The sequence below is a fragment of the Nocardioides segetis genome (assembly GCF_051390595.1).
Taxonomy (GTDB): domain Bacteria; phylum Actinomycetota; class Actinomycetes; order Propionibacteriales; family Nocardioidaceae; genus Nocardioides.
The window spans coordinates 58,028-72,229 of sequence record NZ_JBNINR010000011.1 but is presented as its reverse complement, the minus strand read 5'-3'; the positions used below and the strand labels follow the sequence as shown (position 1 = coordinate 72,229).

11 protein-coding genes are annotated in these 14,202 nt (G+C 72.9%); 8 read left to right on the top strand and 3 right to left on the bottom strand.

Going from position 1 to position 14,202, the window contains the following annotated elements:
* Positions 1 to 65: 65 nt before the first annotated feature.
* Positions 66 to 581, bottom strand: coding sequence for a CAP domain-containing protein (locus ACPZVR_RS18120; protein WP_436701079.1), 516 nt, complete (start codon positions 579 to 581; stop codon positions 66 to 68).
* 180 nt (positions 582 to 761) lie between these two features.
* Here ACPZVR_RS18120 and ACPZVR_RS18115 point away from each other — a divergent pair, with 180 nt between their 5' ends.
* Entirely contained in the window at positions 762 to 2,753 is a 1,992-nt protein-coding gene (locus ACPZVR_RS18115) for a M13 family metallopeptidase (protein ID WP_436701078.1), read from the top strand.
* A complete protein-coding gene (locus ACPZVR_RS18110; RefSeq protein WP_436701077.1) occupies positions 2,750 to 3,064 on the top strand; it encodes a DUF2470 domain-containing protein in 315 nt (104 codons plus the stop codon). The genes ACPZVR_RS18115 and ACPZVR_RS18110 overlap by 4 nt, the downstream gene beginning before the upstream one ends.
* A gap of 304 nt (positions 3,065 to 3,368) precedes the next feature.
* Here the strand turns inward: ACPZVR_RS18110 and vapC are convergent, their stop codons facing one another.
* Both vapC and ACPZVR_RS18100 read right to left on the bottom strand, forming a co-directional pair.
* Complete coding sequence (gene vapC, locus ACPZVR_RS18105) at positions 3,369 to 3,770, bottom strand: type II toxin-antitoxin system VapC family toxin (RefSeq protein ID WP_436701076.1); 402 nt, start codon at positions 3,768 to 3,770, stop codon at positions 3,369 to 3,371.
* On the bottom strand, positions 3,764 to 3,976 hold the full coding sequence (locus ACPZVR_RS18100; RefSeq protein WP_436701075.1) for a type II toxin-antitoxin system VapB family antitoxin: 213 nt from the start codon (positions 3,974 to 3,976) through the stop codon (positions 3,764 to 3,766). Before ACPZVR_RS18100 ends, vapC begins: the two co-directional genes overlap by 7 nt.
* A gap of 160 nt (positions 3,977 to 4,136) precedes the next feature.
* On the opposite strand from ACPZVR_RS18100, the gene ACPZVR_RS18095 reads away from it, so the two are divergent.
* The 6 genes from ACPZVR_RS18095 to ACPZVR_RS18070 all read left to right on the top strand — a co-directional run bounded on the left by ACPZVR_RS18095 (position 4,137) and on the right by ACPZVR_RS18070 (position 14,184).
* Positions 4,137 to 6,380 (top strand): RecQ family ATP-dependent DNA helicase, encoded by a 2,244-nt coding sequence (locus ACPZVR_RS18095; RefSeq protein WP_436701074.1) that lies wholly within the window; start codon positions 4,137 to 4,139, stop codon positions 6,378 to 6,380.
* Positions 6,381 to 6,447: 67 nt separating this feature from the next.
* Positions 6,448 to 6,912: a hypothetical protein gene (locus ACPZVR_RS18090; RefSeq protein ID WP_436701073.1), complete on the top strand. Its 465-nt coding sequence runs from the start codon at positions 6,448 to 6,450 to the stop codon at positions 6,910 to 6,912.
* 334 nt (positions 6,913 to 7,246) lie between these two features.
* Positions 7,247 to 9,328: a hypothetical protein gene (locus ACPZVR_RS18085; protein WP_436701072.1), complete on the top strand. Its 2,082-nt coding sequence runs from the start codon at positions 7,247 to 7,249 to the stop codon at positions 9,326 to 9,328.
* 127 nt (positions 9,329 to 9,455) lie between these two features.
* Positions 9,456 to 10,667, top strand: coding sequence for a hypothetical protein (locus tag ACPZVR_RS18080; RefSeq protein ID WP_436701071.1), 1,212 nt, complete (start codon positions 9,456 to 9,458; stop codon positions 10,665 to 10,667).
* 35 nt (positions 10,668 to 10,702) lie between these two features.
* Positions 10,703 to 13,495 (top strand): DEAD/DEAH box helicase, encoded by a 2,793-nt coding sequence (locus ACPZVR_RS18075; RefSeq protein ID WP_436701070.1) that lies wholly within the window; start codon positions 10,703 to 10,705, stop codon positions 13,493 to 13,495.
* Positions 13,495 to 14,184 (top strand): SWIM zinc finger family protein, encoded by a 690-nt coding sequence (locus tag ACPZVR_RS18070; RefSeq protein ID WP_436701069.1) that lies wholly within the window; start codon positions 13,495 to 13,497, stop codon positions 14,182 to 14,184. The genes ACPZVR_RS18075 and ACPZVR_RS18070 overlap by 1 nt, the downstream gene beginning before the upstream one ends.
* The last annotated feature ends 18 nt before the right edge of the window (positions 14,185 to 14,202 follow it).

Genomic DNA, 14,202 nt, shown 5'->3' with positions numbered 1-14,202 from the left:
GCGTCGGTGCTCCGACTCGGGTCGCGTGGTCCCGAAGGGCTATCAAAAACCGGCGATCGTGCCGGTCAGCGGGTCCCGAAGTCCTGGGTCCACCACAGCTCGTCGTCCTGGAGTACGACGCCCACCCCGAGATCGCGCAACCGGCAGTTGAGGATGTTCTTGCGGTGGCTGGGGCTCTCCATCCAGGCGGTCATCACCGACTCCGGTGAGCTGAACCCGCGGGCGATGTTCTCCGCGACCAGCGTCCAGCCGCGGTAGCCCGCCCGGCTGATCCGCGTCGAGAACTTCGCCTCCCCGGGCAGCTGGTGGGACATCACGCCCGCCATGGCCATCGCCACCGTGTGCCGTCGGGCCGCCTTGCGCAGCTTCTTCGAGAACTTCAGCTCCCGACAGCCGTGCGCGGTGCGCTGGTCGTTGGTCAGCTGGAGGATCTGATCCTCCATGGCGCGTTGCACGAGCTTGCGAGCCGGCACGACCTCCAGCGAGGCCGGGCGCAGCTCGGTCGCCGGCGTCGTACCGGCACTCGCGCCGAAGGCGGCCGGCGCGAGAAGTGCCAGACCGAGCGCGAGACACACCACCATTCCGAGTAGGCGGATCATGGGGCCCCCATCGGTGCCGACCGGCCGGGGTCTGAGCGACGTCCCGGAAAGTCAGGACGTTGGTCCCGGGCCGGTGTCCCCCCGTGGTCGAGGTGCGGGAGCGGGGGGCTGCGTCGGGCTCGTGTGCGCGAACGCTTGGCCCCCCTCATCTAGGCTCGCTGCGTGAGCATCCTCGACGACGCCCGCCCGGGCATGGACCTCGACATCCGTCCCCAGGACGACCTCTTCGGTCACGTCAACGGGACCTGGCTGACCGAGACGGAGATCCCGTCGGACCGGTCGAGCTGGGGTCCCTTCGTCCAGCTCGCCGATCAGGCCGAGGAGGACGTGCGCGTGATCATCACCGAGCTCGCCGCGACGGCCGGGCCCGCCGGGGGCGCCGCCGACGCGGACGGTGGGGAGGGTGAGGACGCGCGCAAGATCGCCGACCTGTTCAACTCGTTCATGGACACCGACCGAGTCGAGGCCGCCGGGATCGCCCCGGCGCAGCCGCTCATCGACGCGGTCGCCGGCCTGCGCGACGTCCGCGACCTCGCGGCGTTCCTCGGCGAGTTCGAGCGCATCGGCGGCTACGGCCTGTTCGGCTCCTACGTCGACACCGACGACCGCAAGTCCGACCGCTACCTGTTCCACCTGGTCCAGGGCGGCCTCGGCCTGCCCGACGAGTCGTACTACCGCGAGGAGAAGTTCGCCGAGATCCGCGAGGCGTACGTCGGCTACCTCTCCCGCCTGCTCACCCTCGGCGGGCACGCCGACCCCGCCGGCGCCGCGCAGCGCATCCTCGCCCTCGACACCGAGCTCGCCCGGGGCCACTGGGAGCGCGCCGAGACGCGCGACGTCCAGAAGACCTACAACCTGGTGACCGGCGCGGAGCTCGCGGCGCTGTGCCCGGCGTTCGACTGGGACGCCTACGTCACCAACCTCGGCGGGCACCTCAGCGGCGAGCACGCCACCCTCGCCGAGGTCGTGGTCCGCCAGCCGTCGTACCTCGAGCACCTCTCCGGGGTGCTCGAGTCCACGCCGATCGAGACCTGGCGCGACTGGCTCCTCTCGCGCGTGCTGCGCTCCGCGGCGCCGTACCTCTCCGACGAGTTCGTCCAGACCAACTTCGACTTCTACGGGCGCACCCTGTCCGGCACGCCGGAGCTGCGGGCCCGCTGGAAGCGGGCGGTGTCCTTCGTCGAGGGCGCGATGGGCGAGGCCGTCGGCCGGGAGTACGTCGCGCGGCACTTCCCGCCGACCTCCAAGGCGATGATGGACGAGCTGGTCGCCAACCTGCTCGCCGCCTATCGCCAGTCGATCAGCCGGCTGGACTGGATGACCGACGAGACCAAGGAGCGGGCCTACGAGAAGCTCGCGACCTTCCGCCCCAAGATCGGCTACCCGGAGAAGTTCCGCGACTACAGCGCGCTCACCGTCGTCCCCGACGACCTGGTCGCGAACGCCCAGGCCGCGGCCGGCTTCGAGACCGACCGCCAGCTCGCGAAGATCGGCTCGCCCGTCGACCGCGACGAGTGGTTCATGCTGCCGCAGACCGTCAACGCCTACTACAACCCCGGCACCAACGAGATCTGCTTCCCGGCCGGCATCCTGCAGAAGCCGTTCTTCAGCCCCGACGCGCTCCCGGCGGAGAACTACGGCGGCATCGGTGCCGTGATCGGACACGAGGTCGGCCACGGCTTCGACGACCAGGGCGCCCAGTACGACGGCGAGGGCAACCTCAACGACTGGTGGACCGCCGAGGACAAGGCCGCCTTCGAGGTGAAGTCGAAGGCGCTCATCGCGCAGTACGACGGCTTCTCGCCGCGCAACCTGCCCGGCGAGCACGTCAACGGTGCGCTCACCGTCGGCGAGAACATCGGGGACCTCGGCGGGCTGACCATCGCCCACACGGCGTTCCTCATCGCCGAGGCGGCCGCCGGGCGCGAGCCGTCGGTCGACGACCGCATGCGGCTCTTCCTCAACTGGGCGTACGTCTGGCGGACCAAGCGGCGACTCGAGCAGGAGCAGCAGTACCTCACCATCGACCCGCACAGCCCGCCGGAGTTCCGCGCCAACATCGTGCGCAACCTCGACGAGTTCCACGAGGTCTTCGGCACCGCGCCCGGCGACGGCCTCTGGCTGGAGCCCGGGGACCGGGTCCGGATCTGGTGAGCGCCGTGCCCCATGCCTTCGACCCCGCCGTCGTCGACGCGGTGCTCGCCCACATGAACGGCGACCACCTCGACGACAACCTGCTCATCGTGCGTGCCCACGGCGTCCCCGAGGCCACGGCCGCCTCCATGAGCGACGTGGACGGCGAGGCCGGCACCTGGACCGTGATCGGGCCCGAGGGCCCGGTGGGGGAGCGTCGGATCCGGTGGCCGGGCGGACCGATCACGGAGCGGGCCGAGATCCGGCGCGAGGTGGTCGCGCTCTACGACGCCGCCTGCGCCGAGCTCGGCGTGGAGCCGCGTCCGCACTGAGCCGTCCCTACCTGGGATGTCTCTGCGGAGCGCATCGGGGGTGCCCGCGGGGCGAGCGCAGCGAGTCCCGTGCGGTGTCCGTTCGGGTGGTGTGCTCGGGTGGGTGGCCGGAAGCGTGGCGTCCTGCGCGGAGCGCATCGGGGGTGCCCGCGGGGCGAGCGCAGCGAGTCCCGTGCGGCGTCCCCGATCGGACGACACGCTCGGCCCAAACAAAACAGCGCAACCGCAGGCGTCTCGGGTCACCTGCGGTTGCGTGAGCGAGCCTAGGGGACGGTCGGGGCGGGTGTCAGCGGAATGGGAGAAATCAGAGCAGCGAGTGGTGCCGCAGCTCGGTGACGGCGGCGATGGCCTCGAAGTCGGCGTCCTTGTGGAGCAGGGGGACGTCGTGGCGGATCGCGATGGCGGCGATCAGGCAGTCCGCCTTCGAACGCACCGTGTGTCCGGTGCGGCGGGTGGCGCGGAAGATCGCGGCCGCGTCGTGGAAGTCGGTGTCCGCGTCGATCGGAAGGGTGTCCAGGCTCGCGATGAGCTTCTCGACCCGCCGAACCGAGACCTCGTCGGTCGGTCCCATCAGTAGTTCCATGTCGATCGGTGCGCAGGTCGCGGCCTCCTCGGCCACCAGGAGGTTCCGCAACTCCGTCGGCACCGCGTCGCGGGGGCGACGGAGGAAGTCGATCCAGACCGAGCTGTCGACCAGGGTCACCACGTCTCGACCGGGTCATTGCGAATCTCGTCGAGATCGCCGTCCCAGCCGGTGCCCGCCAACGCCAGGATCTCGTCGGGCGTCAGCTTGGCGGGACCGGCTGCCCGGCGCAGCGCCAGGTCGACCGCCTCGCGCTTGGTCTTCAGGCCGTACTTCTTCATGACACGGGCGATCAGCTCGTCATCGATGTCGATGTTGGTGCGTGTCATACACATAGGATACACCTCCTGGTCCGGATGGGGCCGACCCTAGAAGAGGAGCCCGACGACGGGCGGGGTGCCGGCCAGGGGCCTGTGGAAGACCCGGCTCGGTGGGTCACCTGTGGATGCGCGGACCGCCGTGTCGGGCGACGCTGGTAGACACGGGGACATGGACACCCGGGCCCCGACCGACGCCGCCGTCCGCGACCGTGCGGAGCAGCATCTGCGCGCCCTCGTAGGTCGCCCCGACGCGACGCTGTACGACGACCAGTGGGCCGCGATCGCCGCGCTGGTCGTCGACCGGCGCCGTGCCCTCGTCGTCCAGCGCACCGGCTGGGGCAAGTCCGCGGTCTACTTCGTGGCGACCCTGTTGCTGCGCGAGCAGGGCAGTGGCCCCACCGTCATCATCTCGCCGCTGCTGGCCCTGATGCGCAACCAGATCGCCGCCGCCGAGCGGGCCGGGATCCGCGCGGTCACGGTCAACTCGACCAACATGGAGCAGTGGGACGAGGTGCACCGCGCGATCGCCGCCGGGGAGGTCGACGTCCTGCTGGTGAGCCCCGAGCGGCTCAACAACCCCGGCTTCCGTGACGAGGTGCTGCCCCGGCTGGCGGCGACCTGCGGCCTGCTGGTCGTCGACGAGGCGCACTGCATCTCCGACTGGGGCCACGACTTCCGTCCCGACTACCGGCGGATCCGCACGCTGCTGCGCGAGCTGCCGGAGGGGATCCCGGTGCTCGCCACCACCGCCACCGCCAACCAGCGCGTCACCGACGACGTCGCCGAGCAACTGAACTCGGCCGAGCGTGTCTCCGGCGACGAGAAAGCCAACGAGTTCCCGGAGGTCGCCTCCCGCCACGCTGCCGGCCCGGTGAACTCGTCCGAGCGTGTCTCCGGCGGCGAGACCCTCGTGCTGCGCGGCACCCTCGACCGGGCGTCCCTGCGCCTCGGCGTGATCCGGCTGACGACGGCCGAGCAGCGGCTGGCGTGGCTGGCCGATCACCTGGCGGAGCAGCCGGGCAGCGGCATCGTCTACTGCCTGACGGTCGCCGCGACCCAGGAGGTCGCCGACTACCTCCGCTCCCGCGGGCACCACGTGGCGGCCTATTCCGGCCAGACCGAGCAGACCGAGCGGCTCGCGCTCGAGCAGGCGCTCATCGACGGCGAGGTCAAGGCGCTGGTGGCGACCAGCGCGCTCGGGATGGGCTTCGACGCCGCGCTGGGGTTCGTGGTCAACCTGGGTGCGCCCGACAGCCCGGTGGCCTACTACCAGCAGGTCGGCCGTGCCGGGCGCGGCACGGTGGACGACGCCACGGTCGTGCTGCTGCCCGCCACCGAGGACCGCGACATCTGGGCCTACTTCGCCTCCCTCGCCTTCCCGCGCGAGGAGGTGGTGCGCGAGACGCTCGCCGTGCTGGCCGAGGAGGGCCGCGCCCTGAGCACGGCCGCGCTCGAGCCCCGCGTCGAGCTGTCGCGCAACCGGCTCGAGACGATGCTCAAGGTGCTCGACGTCGACGGCGCCGTCCGCCGGGTCAAGGGCGGCTGGGAGGCGACCGGCGAGCCGTGGACCTACGACGCCGAGCGCTATGCCCGGGTGGCCGCGGCGCGCCGCGCGGAGCAGGACGCGATGCTCGGCTACCTCGCGAGCGACGAGTGCCGGATGCGCTACCTGCGGCGCCAGCTCGACGACCCCGAGGTGCTGGCGGATCCCTCCTGGACCTGTGGACGGTGCGACAACTGCGGCGGGCTCCGTCTCTCCGCGCAGGTGTCCGCCGCCGCGGTGGAGGAGGCCGCCGAGCGGATCGCGCGGCCGGGGGTGCCGATCGAGCCGCGCAAGCTGTGGCCGACCGGCCTCGCGGCGATCGGCGTCAGCCGCTCCGGTCGCATCAAGCAGCCCGCCGAGGAGGGCCGGGCGATCGCCCGGCTCACCGACCTCGGTCATGGAGCTGCGCTGCGGGGACTGTTCGCCGCGCCGGCGGACGCACCGGTGGGCACCGCCCAGGACGGCCCGGTGCCCGACCCGCTCGCGCGCGCGATGGTCGCGATGCTGCAGGACTGGCAACCCCGGGTCGACGCGATCGTCGTCACCGAGTCGGAGCGGCGGCCCCAGCTGGTCGCCGACCTGGCCGCCGGCCTCTCTCGGTTCCTGCGGGTGCCGATCGCCGGTCGGTGGGCGGTGGTCGATCCGTCGGTCGGACCCGACCGCGGCGCCACGAACTCCGCCCAGCGGGTCGCGGCCGTGAGCCGGCGCTGTGCGCTGCGGCTCGACGAGCCCGACGCGGTGCGCGACGCCCGGGTGCTGCTCGTCGACGACCGACTGGTCACCGGCTGGTCGCTCACCCTGGGTGCCGAGGCGCTCTACGACGCGGGAGCGGCAGGCGTCGTTCCGCTCGTGCTCGGCGTCGCGGGCTGACGCTGCGTTGGTCGAGTGAGACGGCGGGGTCGGGTCGTGGCGGTCCACCCCCGATAGAGTTCAAGGCGTGGGCGAGGAGCATCTGTTCGGCATCCGCCTGTACCCGGTGACCGTGAGGGCGGACGAGTCCGGGACTCGCGAGATCGGCAGTGTCCACGATGGTGAGTTCCTGGTCATGGAGGACAGCGACGGGACGACATCGGTGTGCGACGTGGCAACGGGCGACTGTTCCCCGCTCAACCGCGACCGGACGGCCACCGAGGGCTTCCTGGCGGCCTTCGCGGAGTATCTGAGTTCCGGGCCGCCTGCCCCGGCACCGGTGACGATGACGGCCGAGCAGGCCGCGGAGCGCCTTCGTGCTTTCCGGGAGGGGCAGATTCGTCCTCGCTCCCTCCCGCCCGGCAAGGGACTCTCGCACCGCACACGGCTGAGGAAGCTCCGAAAGCGGCTACGCGCGATCGACAGCACGGCGACCGAGTCGGACTCATGGTGGAGCGGCCTCATCGAAGAGGCGGAGAACGACCTGCTCTGAGGGGCGCCCGCTGCCGGAGCCTGTCGAAGCGGCGCTCGTCAAGCTCCCGACGAGCACGGTCGCCACCTTGACCGACACGGCCCTGGGCCTCCGCCGGCCCCAGCACGCCCAGCGGGTCGATGCCCGCGAAGCGGGCGGGATCCCGAACGGCGAGCGTCTCCGCCGGAGCGGTCCAGACCACCGGGCCGCGCGGGGTGAGGTTGGGGGGTAAATGGTCGCGAGCGCCTGTCGGGCGCCCCCGGGCGCCGATAGACCTCTCCGGTGTGGGTCTCCGACCCGCATCGCCGGGGGAGAGGACCGAGGGCGGCGAGCCGAATCTCACCGAGGAGGTGCGATGCGTACTCACCACCCGGCCCGACGCCCGTCACGCGCGCGACGGCCCCTCTCGATCGCCGCGACGCTGGCCACGACAGCCGCGGCCCTGACCATCACGGGCTCGCTCGGCGCTCCCGCCGTCGCCGACCCGGCTCCGGCAGCGTCCGGCACGCCGCCGCTGCAGACCTGCACCGCCGAGCAGGTGCGTGCTTCCGAGCGCCACTGGATGTTCGGCAGCAACGGCGGCATCGACTTCGGCGTCTCCGGGACGACCGCCACGGCGGTCCAGGTCCCGGGTACGACCGCCGAGGGCTCGACCGTCGTCACCGACACCACCGGTGACCTGCTCTTCTGGTCGAACGGGTCGACGATCTTCAACCGCGACAACCAGGCGATGCCGAATGGGACGGGTCTGCTGATCAACTCCTCGGCGACGCAGACGGTGGCGGCGTTCCCCTCCATCACCGACCCCGGAACGTACTTCGTGGTCACCACGAGGGGGGCGTCGGAGGTGGGCGGCTCGGGCCAGCTCTACTACAGCGAGGTCGACATGAGCCTCGATGGCGGCAAGGGCGCCGTGACGTCGGTCAAGAACGTCCCCCTCGGTGGGGCCGATGACGGCAGTGAGGCGCTGACCGCCGTGCCGAATGCCACCGGCGACGGCTTCTGGGTGCTCTCGACGAAGGCCAACGCCCCGGAGATCCTCGCCTTCGAGTTCGACGGTGACGGCCCCGTGTCGGGGGCGCCGGTCTCCAGTCCGCTGTCGACCGCCAACGGCAACCAGTACGGCACCCTCAACATCAGCAAGGACCTGAGCCAGGTCGTCCAGCTGACCGGCTCCAGCACGGGCCGCTCCCAGGTCCGGGTGCTCGACGTCGACGGGGCCACGGGTGTCCTCACCGAGAGGTTCAGCTGGGACCTGCCGACCGGTGCCGGCACCGGCAACAGCGGCTACTCCGCGGACTTCTCGCCGAGCGGTGACTACGTCTACGCCTCCAAGATCTTCAACGGCGGCCGGCTGTACCGCTACCGGATCGAGGGTGCCGCGTCCTCGGCCGACGTGGCCGCGACCGGGGAGAACCTCGGCACCATCGGCACCAACGGCGGCCAGGTACGCCGGGCGCCCGATGGCCGGATGTACGTCGCCAACCGTGGCGGCGGCACGCTGAGCGTCGTCAACAACCCCGACGCGGCCGTCCCCGGCTTCGACCTCGGCGGGTTCGCGCTCGCCGCGGGCTCGTCCAACGGCTGGGGCCTGCCGCAGACGGTGACCGGCTGTCCCAAGCCGCCGAACCCGCCGGTCGTGGAGGTCGAGGGCCCGGGCGAGGGCGAGGTCTACTTCGAGGGCCAGGAGGTGCCGGCGTCGTACTCCTGCACCTCGCCGGAGAACACGATCACGTCCTGTGAGGGCACGGTCCCGAACGGCGAGGACATCGACACCTCGACGCCGGGCGAGCACGAGTTCTCCGTGACGGGCACCGACGACAAGGGCCTGAGCACGACGACGAAGGTGACCTACAAGGTCGTCGCCACCGTCGGACTGTGCCGCGGCACGCCGCTGTCCCTGCTCAACCTGACCCCGGGGACGGCCAACCCGGCCACCAGCCCGTGCGCGACCGACAGCCGCACGGTGCTGCGCGTCAGCGAGCGCCTCACGACCAACCCGAGCCTGCTCGGCGGACTGCTCAACCCGCTGCTCCGCAACACGGTGAGCACGGGAGTGCTGACCGGCGCCACCACCCGCGGCGCCGGGTTGGCCGCCGCGAGCGCGACGGTCGACGACGCCCAGGTGAGCCTGCCCGGCCTGCTCACGCTGTCCGTGTCGGGCGTGCACAGCGAGGTCCGCTCCCAGCTGCGCAGCTGCACCGCCGCCGATGTCGCCGGCTCGTCGCACATCGCGAGCCTGACGCTCAACGGCAAGACGATCGTGGTCGGCGACAAACCGCTGACGATCCCTCTGGTCGTGGGCTCCCTGTCCCTGAACCAGCAGGTGCGCGCCGGCAACACGGTCACCCAGCGGGCGGTGTTCCTCGACCTGCCGGGCAACCTGCTGGACATCGCGATCGGCGAGTCGACCGCGGGCGTCGTCTGCGACGACTGAACCCGAGGGACGTCGCCCGACCGGGGCAGGGCGGGTCCCGCGGCCCGTGACCCGTCCCGACCGGCCCGGACCGAGCCCGGGGATCGCCTCCGCGATCCCCGGGCTCGGCTGATCTAGAGTCGCGAACATGACCGACGACGCTCCCGCGAACGGCACTCCCGAGCACCCCGCCGACGGACCGCCGCCGGCACCCCCTGCCGCCCCGGGCAGCGCCCCTGGCACCGCTCCCGGCACCGCGATGACGCCACCTCCCGGGGCGATCGTCACCGACCCCGATCCCGCCACGGACGACCGCGGCGCCGGCGACGCGCCCCCGCCGCCGACCGGCACCGGCCACCCGGACCCGTCCGGTCCGGACTTCCCCACCCGCGTGACGCGGGCCGGGACCGCCGGCGGGGTGGTCGCGCTGGGGACCGGACTTCTCGGTGCCGCGGTCGTGATCGCCGCGGTCCGGGCGCGCGGCGACGGCGAGCTCGACTGGTCGACCTACGGCGTGGGACTCGGCGCGACGGCGGTGCTGTTCGTCATCGCCGTCCTCGGCGCCCTCGCGGACCGTCGTGCCGGTGGTCGCGCGCGGCAGGAGGTCGTCACCTGGCCGGGCGTCGTCGGCATCGGCGCGACCGCGCTGATGATCGGGGTGGGGATCAACCGTGACGACGACTGGGTCGCCTACCTCATCGGCGGCACCATGGCCGTGCTCGGCGCGATCGGATACCTCGCCGCCCGGCGCGCCGCCTTCGTCGTCGTCGCCATCGCGGGCCTCGCCCTGGTCTACGGCGTCGCCTTCGACGGCGTGGTGTCCGACAGCGTCGGGGACGGTCATCCGCAGGTGACCGCCGCGGTGCTCGTGGCCGTCTTCGTCGTGGTCGTCACCCTCCTCGGCTGGGCCCTGCCGAGCCGCGCCGTCTCCGGGGTCGCCGTCGGCGCCTTCGGTCTCGTCGGCTTCCTCGGGATCCTCGCCTCCTTCGCGGTGATGCGCTTCTTCGCCGGGGTCCTCGGCGGCATGTCGACGATGCTCGATCGCGAGGGGGGCGGCGTGACCACCGTGCTGGGCGCGGGCGGCGGCTTCCCCGAGTCCGACGTGTGGTGGGTGGTCGTGCTCGGCGGCGTGCTCGCCGTGCTCTGGGCACTGGCGGCCGCGGTCTCCGACCACTCCGGCTTCTCCCTGCTCGCCATCGCGATGCTCGCCCTCGGCGCGCCGCTGGCGTCGGTGGCCCTCGCCGCCGAGCACCCGACGTGGTGGGCCGCGATCGCCGCCGCGGCCGGAGGGATCCTGCTGCTCGGCAGCGTCGCCCTCGCACGACTGCGCGGGCGTCGAACGGCCGGCCTCCAGGGATAGCGGCCGGGGTAGGGGCCCCGGGTTAGGTTCGCCCTGTGAGCTTCGTTCCCGTCAGCGGACCCGCGACCTTCCGGGCCGGTGCCCCGGCGACGATCGAGTTCACCGACGCCGACGGGGTCCGCCGGGTCGCGCTGCCCGTCAGTGCGGCGCTGCCGGTCCTGAGCAGGTCGCGCGCCGACGAGGATGCCCATCCCAGCGTCCAGCTGCTCAGCGGCGCCGCTCTGCTCGGCCTGCGACTGGTCGCCGCCGGCAAGGTCGCGCCCGACGAAGCCGGCCGGACGTGGCGCGTCGACGGCCTCGAGCCGCGTGACGAGGACGCGGTCGAGCGGCTCGCCGTCGCCCGCGCGTACGACGACCTGCCGGCCGCCGACGCCGCCGGGCTGGTCCGCGGGATGCTGGACGCGGTCGCCGACACCCTCCCGCGCGCGGCGCCGAGCGGGGGTCGCGTCCGCGCGGGGGAGACGCCGGTCGCCACCGGCGCTCCCGAGGACTTCGCCGACCGCGTCCGCCGGAGGCTGGCCGCGCGGCGCAAGGAGCGGCCGGACCGGGGCGCCGACGACACGGCGCTGCCCGAGCTGGTGCGTGTCTCCCTCCGGGTGGAGGCCGACGAGGAGGAGCTCCTCGCGGGGACCATCCGGGTCGTGCTCCAGGTCCACGACGAGCGCGATCCGCTGCACGTGCGTGACGCGGCGCTGCTGTGGACCGGTGGTCCCGCCGAGCACGGCTTCGGCAGTCGAGCACGGGTGCACGCCAGCATCGCGCTGCGCGCGGCGGCGGACGCGTGGCCGGTCCTCGACCGACTGCTCGCCCTCGCGGTGCCGGACCAGCTCACGCTCGACGGCGCGGAGATCCGGAGCCTGCTCGACCACGTCGGCGCACTGCGCGACGCCCGCGTCGACGTGCACTGGCCGCGCTCGCTCGGGCCCGACCTGACCACCCGCGCCGTCCTCGATCAGCGTCGCGACGGCGAGGAGCACAACCCGGAGCTGCCGCTGCAGGACAGCCCGTTCTCGGCCGACGGCCTGTTCTCCTTCTCCTGGCAGGTCTCGCTGCACGGCGAGGCGCTCACCCCGGCCGAGATGGCCGAGCTCGCCCAGGCGGCCGGTCCGGTGGTCAAGCTGCGCGGAGCCTGGACCGTGGTCGACCCGACGACCGCCGCGCGGGCCCGCAAGCGGCTGATCCGCCAGGCAACCGGTGGTCAGGCCCTGGCCGCCGCCCTCACCGGCGTCACCGAGCTGCCGGCGTCGCCCGGCGATCGGCGCGGCACGAGCACGGAGGTCGTCGTCGGCGCCCGGCTGCTGCAGGTGCGCGAGCAGCTCCTCGCGGCGGCGACCCGCGCGCCGCTCGCCGACCCGAAGGGCCTGACCGCGCCCCTGCGCGACTACCAGCGGCACGGGCTGACCTGGCTCGCCGACGTGACCGGTCTCGGCCTCGGCGCCTGTCTCGCCGACGACATGGGCCTCGGCAAGACGATCACTCTGATCGCCCTGCACCTCCACCGACTCGAGCAGGGCATCTCCCACGGGGGGCCGACCCTGGTCATCTGCCCGACCAGCCTCCTCGGCAACTGGGAGGCCGAGATCAGACGGTTCGCGCCCGGGCTGGCGGTCCGCCGCTTCCACGGGAGCGCGCGCTCTCTCGACGGCCTGCGCGGCGGCTTCGTGCTGACCACCTATGGCACGCTGCGCCGCGACATCGACACGTTCTCGCGGCTCACCTGGGACGTCGTGGTGGCCGACGAGGCCCAACACGTCAAGAACTCCCGTACGTCGACCGCGCGGGCGCTGCGTCGCCTGACGACCCGGGCGCGGGTGGCGCTCACCGGCACGCCGGTCGAGAACGACCTCACCGAGCTCTGGTCGATCCTCGACTGGTGCGTCCCGGGCCTCCTCGGCAGCCGCCAGGCGTTCCGGCGGGCCTGGGGGGTGCCGATCGAGTCGGGGGCGGAGCCGACGAAGGCCCGCCAGTTCGCCGATCTGATCGGACCGTTCCTGTTGCGGCGCCGCAAGTCGGACCCCGGGATCGCTCCGGAGCTCCCGCCGAAGACCGAGACCGACCACCTGCTGGGCCTGACCCGCGAGCAGGTCGTGCTCTACGAGGCCTTCGTCAAGGACACGATGGCGCGCATCGAGCGCGCCGACGTGGAGAACAGACGCGGCCTGGTGCTCGCCCTGCTGACCGGTCTGAAGCAGATCTGCAACCACCCGGCGCACTTCCTCAAGCAGTCCGGGGCGATCCGCCTCGCCGGCCGCTCGGAGAAGCTCGAGCTGCTCGAGGAGCTCGTGGCCACGGTCCTCGCCGAGGGTGGCGCCGTCCTCGTGTTCACCCAGTACGTCGCGATGGCCCGCCTCATCGAGCAGCACCTCACCGCGCTCGGCGTACCTCACCAGTTCCTGCACGGCGGCACCCCGGTCGCCCAGCGCGAGGTGATGGTGCGCAGGTTCCAGGGCACCGGCGACGCGCGCGGCCCCGGTGCCGCGGAGGGACCCGCCATCCCGGTGTTCCTGCTCTCGCTCAAGGCCGGCGGCACGGGCCTCAACCTGACCCGGGCCGATCACGTGATCCACTTCGACCGCTGGTGGAACCCGGCGGTGGAGGAGCAGGCGACCGACCGTGCCTACCGGATCGGCCAGACCCGTCCGGTGCAGGTGCACCGGATGGTCACCCGCGGCACCGTCGAGGAGCGGGTCGCCGAGCTCCTCGGCCGCAAGCGCCAGCTCGCCGACGCGGTCCTCGCCCGTGGCGACGCGGCTCTGACCGAGCTCAGCGACGAGGAGCTGCGCGACCTGGTCACCCTGCGCCGCGAGGCTCGGAGGTCCGCATCCTGATGCGGACCACCTTCAGCCGCCAGACCCGGCCCGTCCGCGGGATCCGCTCGTGGTGGGGCAAGGCCTGGCAGCGCGCGGTCGAGGAGGCGGCGTACTCCGACGCGGAGCTGCGGCCCGGCCGCGCCCATGCCCGCCGCGGCGACGTCGGCGCGATCACCGTCGAGCCGGGCGGCCTGCTCGCCGCCTGTCGCGACGGCGACGACGCCTGGACGGTCGAGATCGCGATCCCCGTCCTGGAGGAGGCCGCCCAGACGGCTCTGGTCGAGGCCGTGGCCGCCGAGTCGGGCCGGATCGCCGAGCTCCTCGCCGGCCATCTCCCGCACGACCTCGTCGAGCACGCCGAGGAGGTCGGCGTGGAGCTGCTGCCGTTCGGCGGCGAGCTGACCGCCACCTGCACCTGCGCCCACTACCTCGACCCGTGCCCGCACGCTCTCGCCGTCCTCATCCAGGCGGGCTGGCTGGTCGATGCCGACCCGCTGGTCCTGTTCGCCCTGCGGGGCGTCGACCGTGACGACCTCCTCGCCGACCTGCACGCCCGCACCGTCCTGCCGCCGGGATCCGCCCTGGACGCCCGGGTCTCGGGCGACCTGGCCGACGACGTCGAGCTCGTCGTGGACGCGGCGGTCCGGGCCGAGCGGCTGCTGCCGCTCTTCGAGGCGGGCGCGGACCTGCCCGGCGAGCTCGTCTGATCCGCGCCGAGCCCGGCC

Bases quoted from the DNA above. Each gene is read 5' to 3' on its own strand.
- ACPZVR_RS18100 (WP_436701075.1), bottom strand. From the start codon at position 3,976: ATGACACGCACCAACATCGACATCGATGACGAGCTGATCGCCCGTGTC.
- ACPZVR_RS18095 (WP_436701074.1), top strand. From the start codon at position 4,137: ATGGACACCCGGGCCCCGACCGACGCCGCCGTCCGCGACCGTGCGGAG.
- ACPZVR_RS18120 (WP_436701079.1), bottom strand. From the start codon at position 581: ATGGTGGTGTGTCTCGCGCTCGGTCTGGCACTTCTCGCGCCGGCCGCC.
- ACPZVR_RS18085 (WP_436701072.1), top strand. From the start codon at position 7,247: ATGCGTACTCACCACCCGGCCCGACGCCCGTCACGCGCGCGACGGCCC.
- ACPZVR_RS18070 (WP_436701069.1), top strand. From the start codon at position 13,495: ATGCGGACCACCTTCAGCCGCCAGACCCGGCCCGTCCGCGGGATCCGC.
- ACPZVR_RS18080 (WP_436701071.1), top strand. From the start codon at position 9,456: ATGACCGACGACGCTCCCGCGAACGGCACTCCCGAGCACCCCGCCGAC.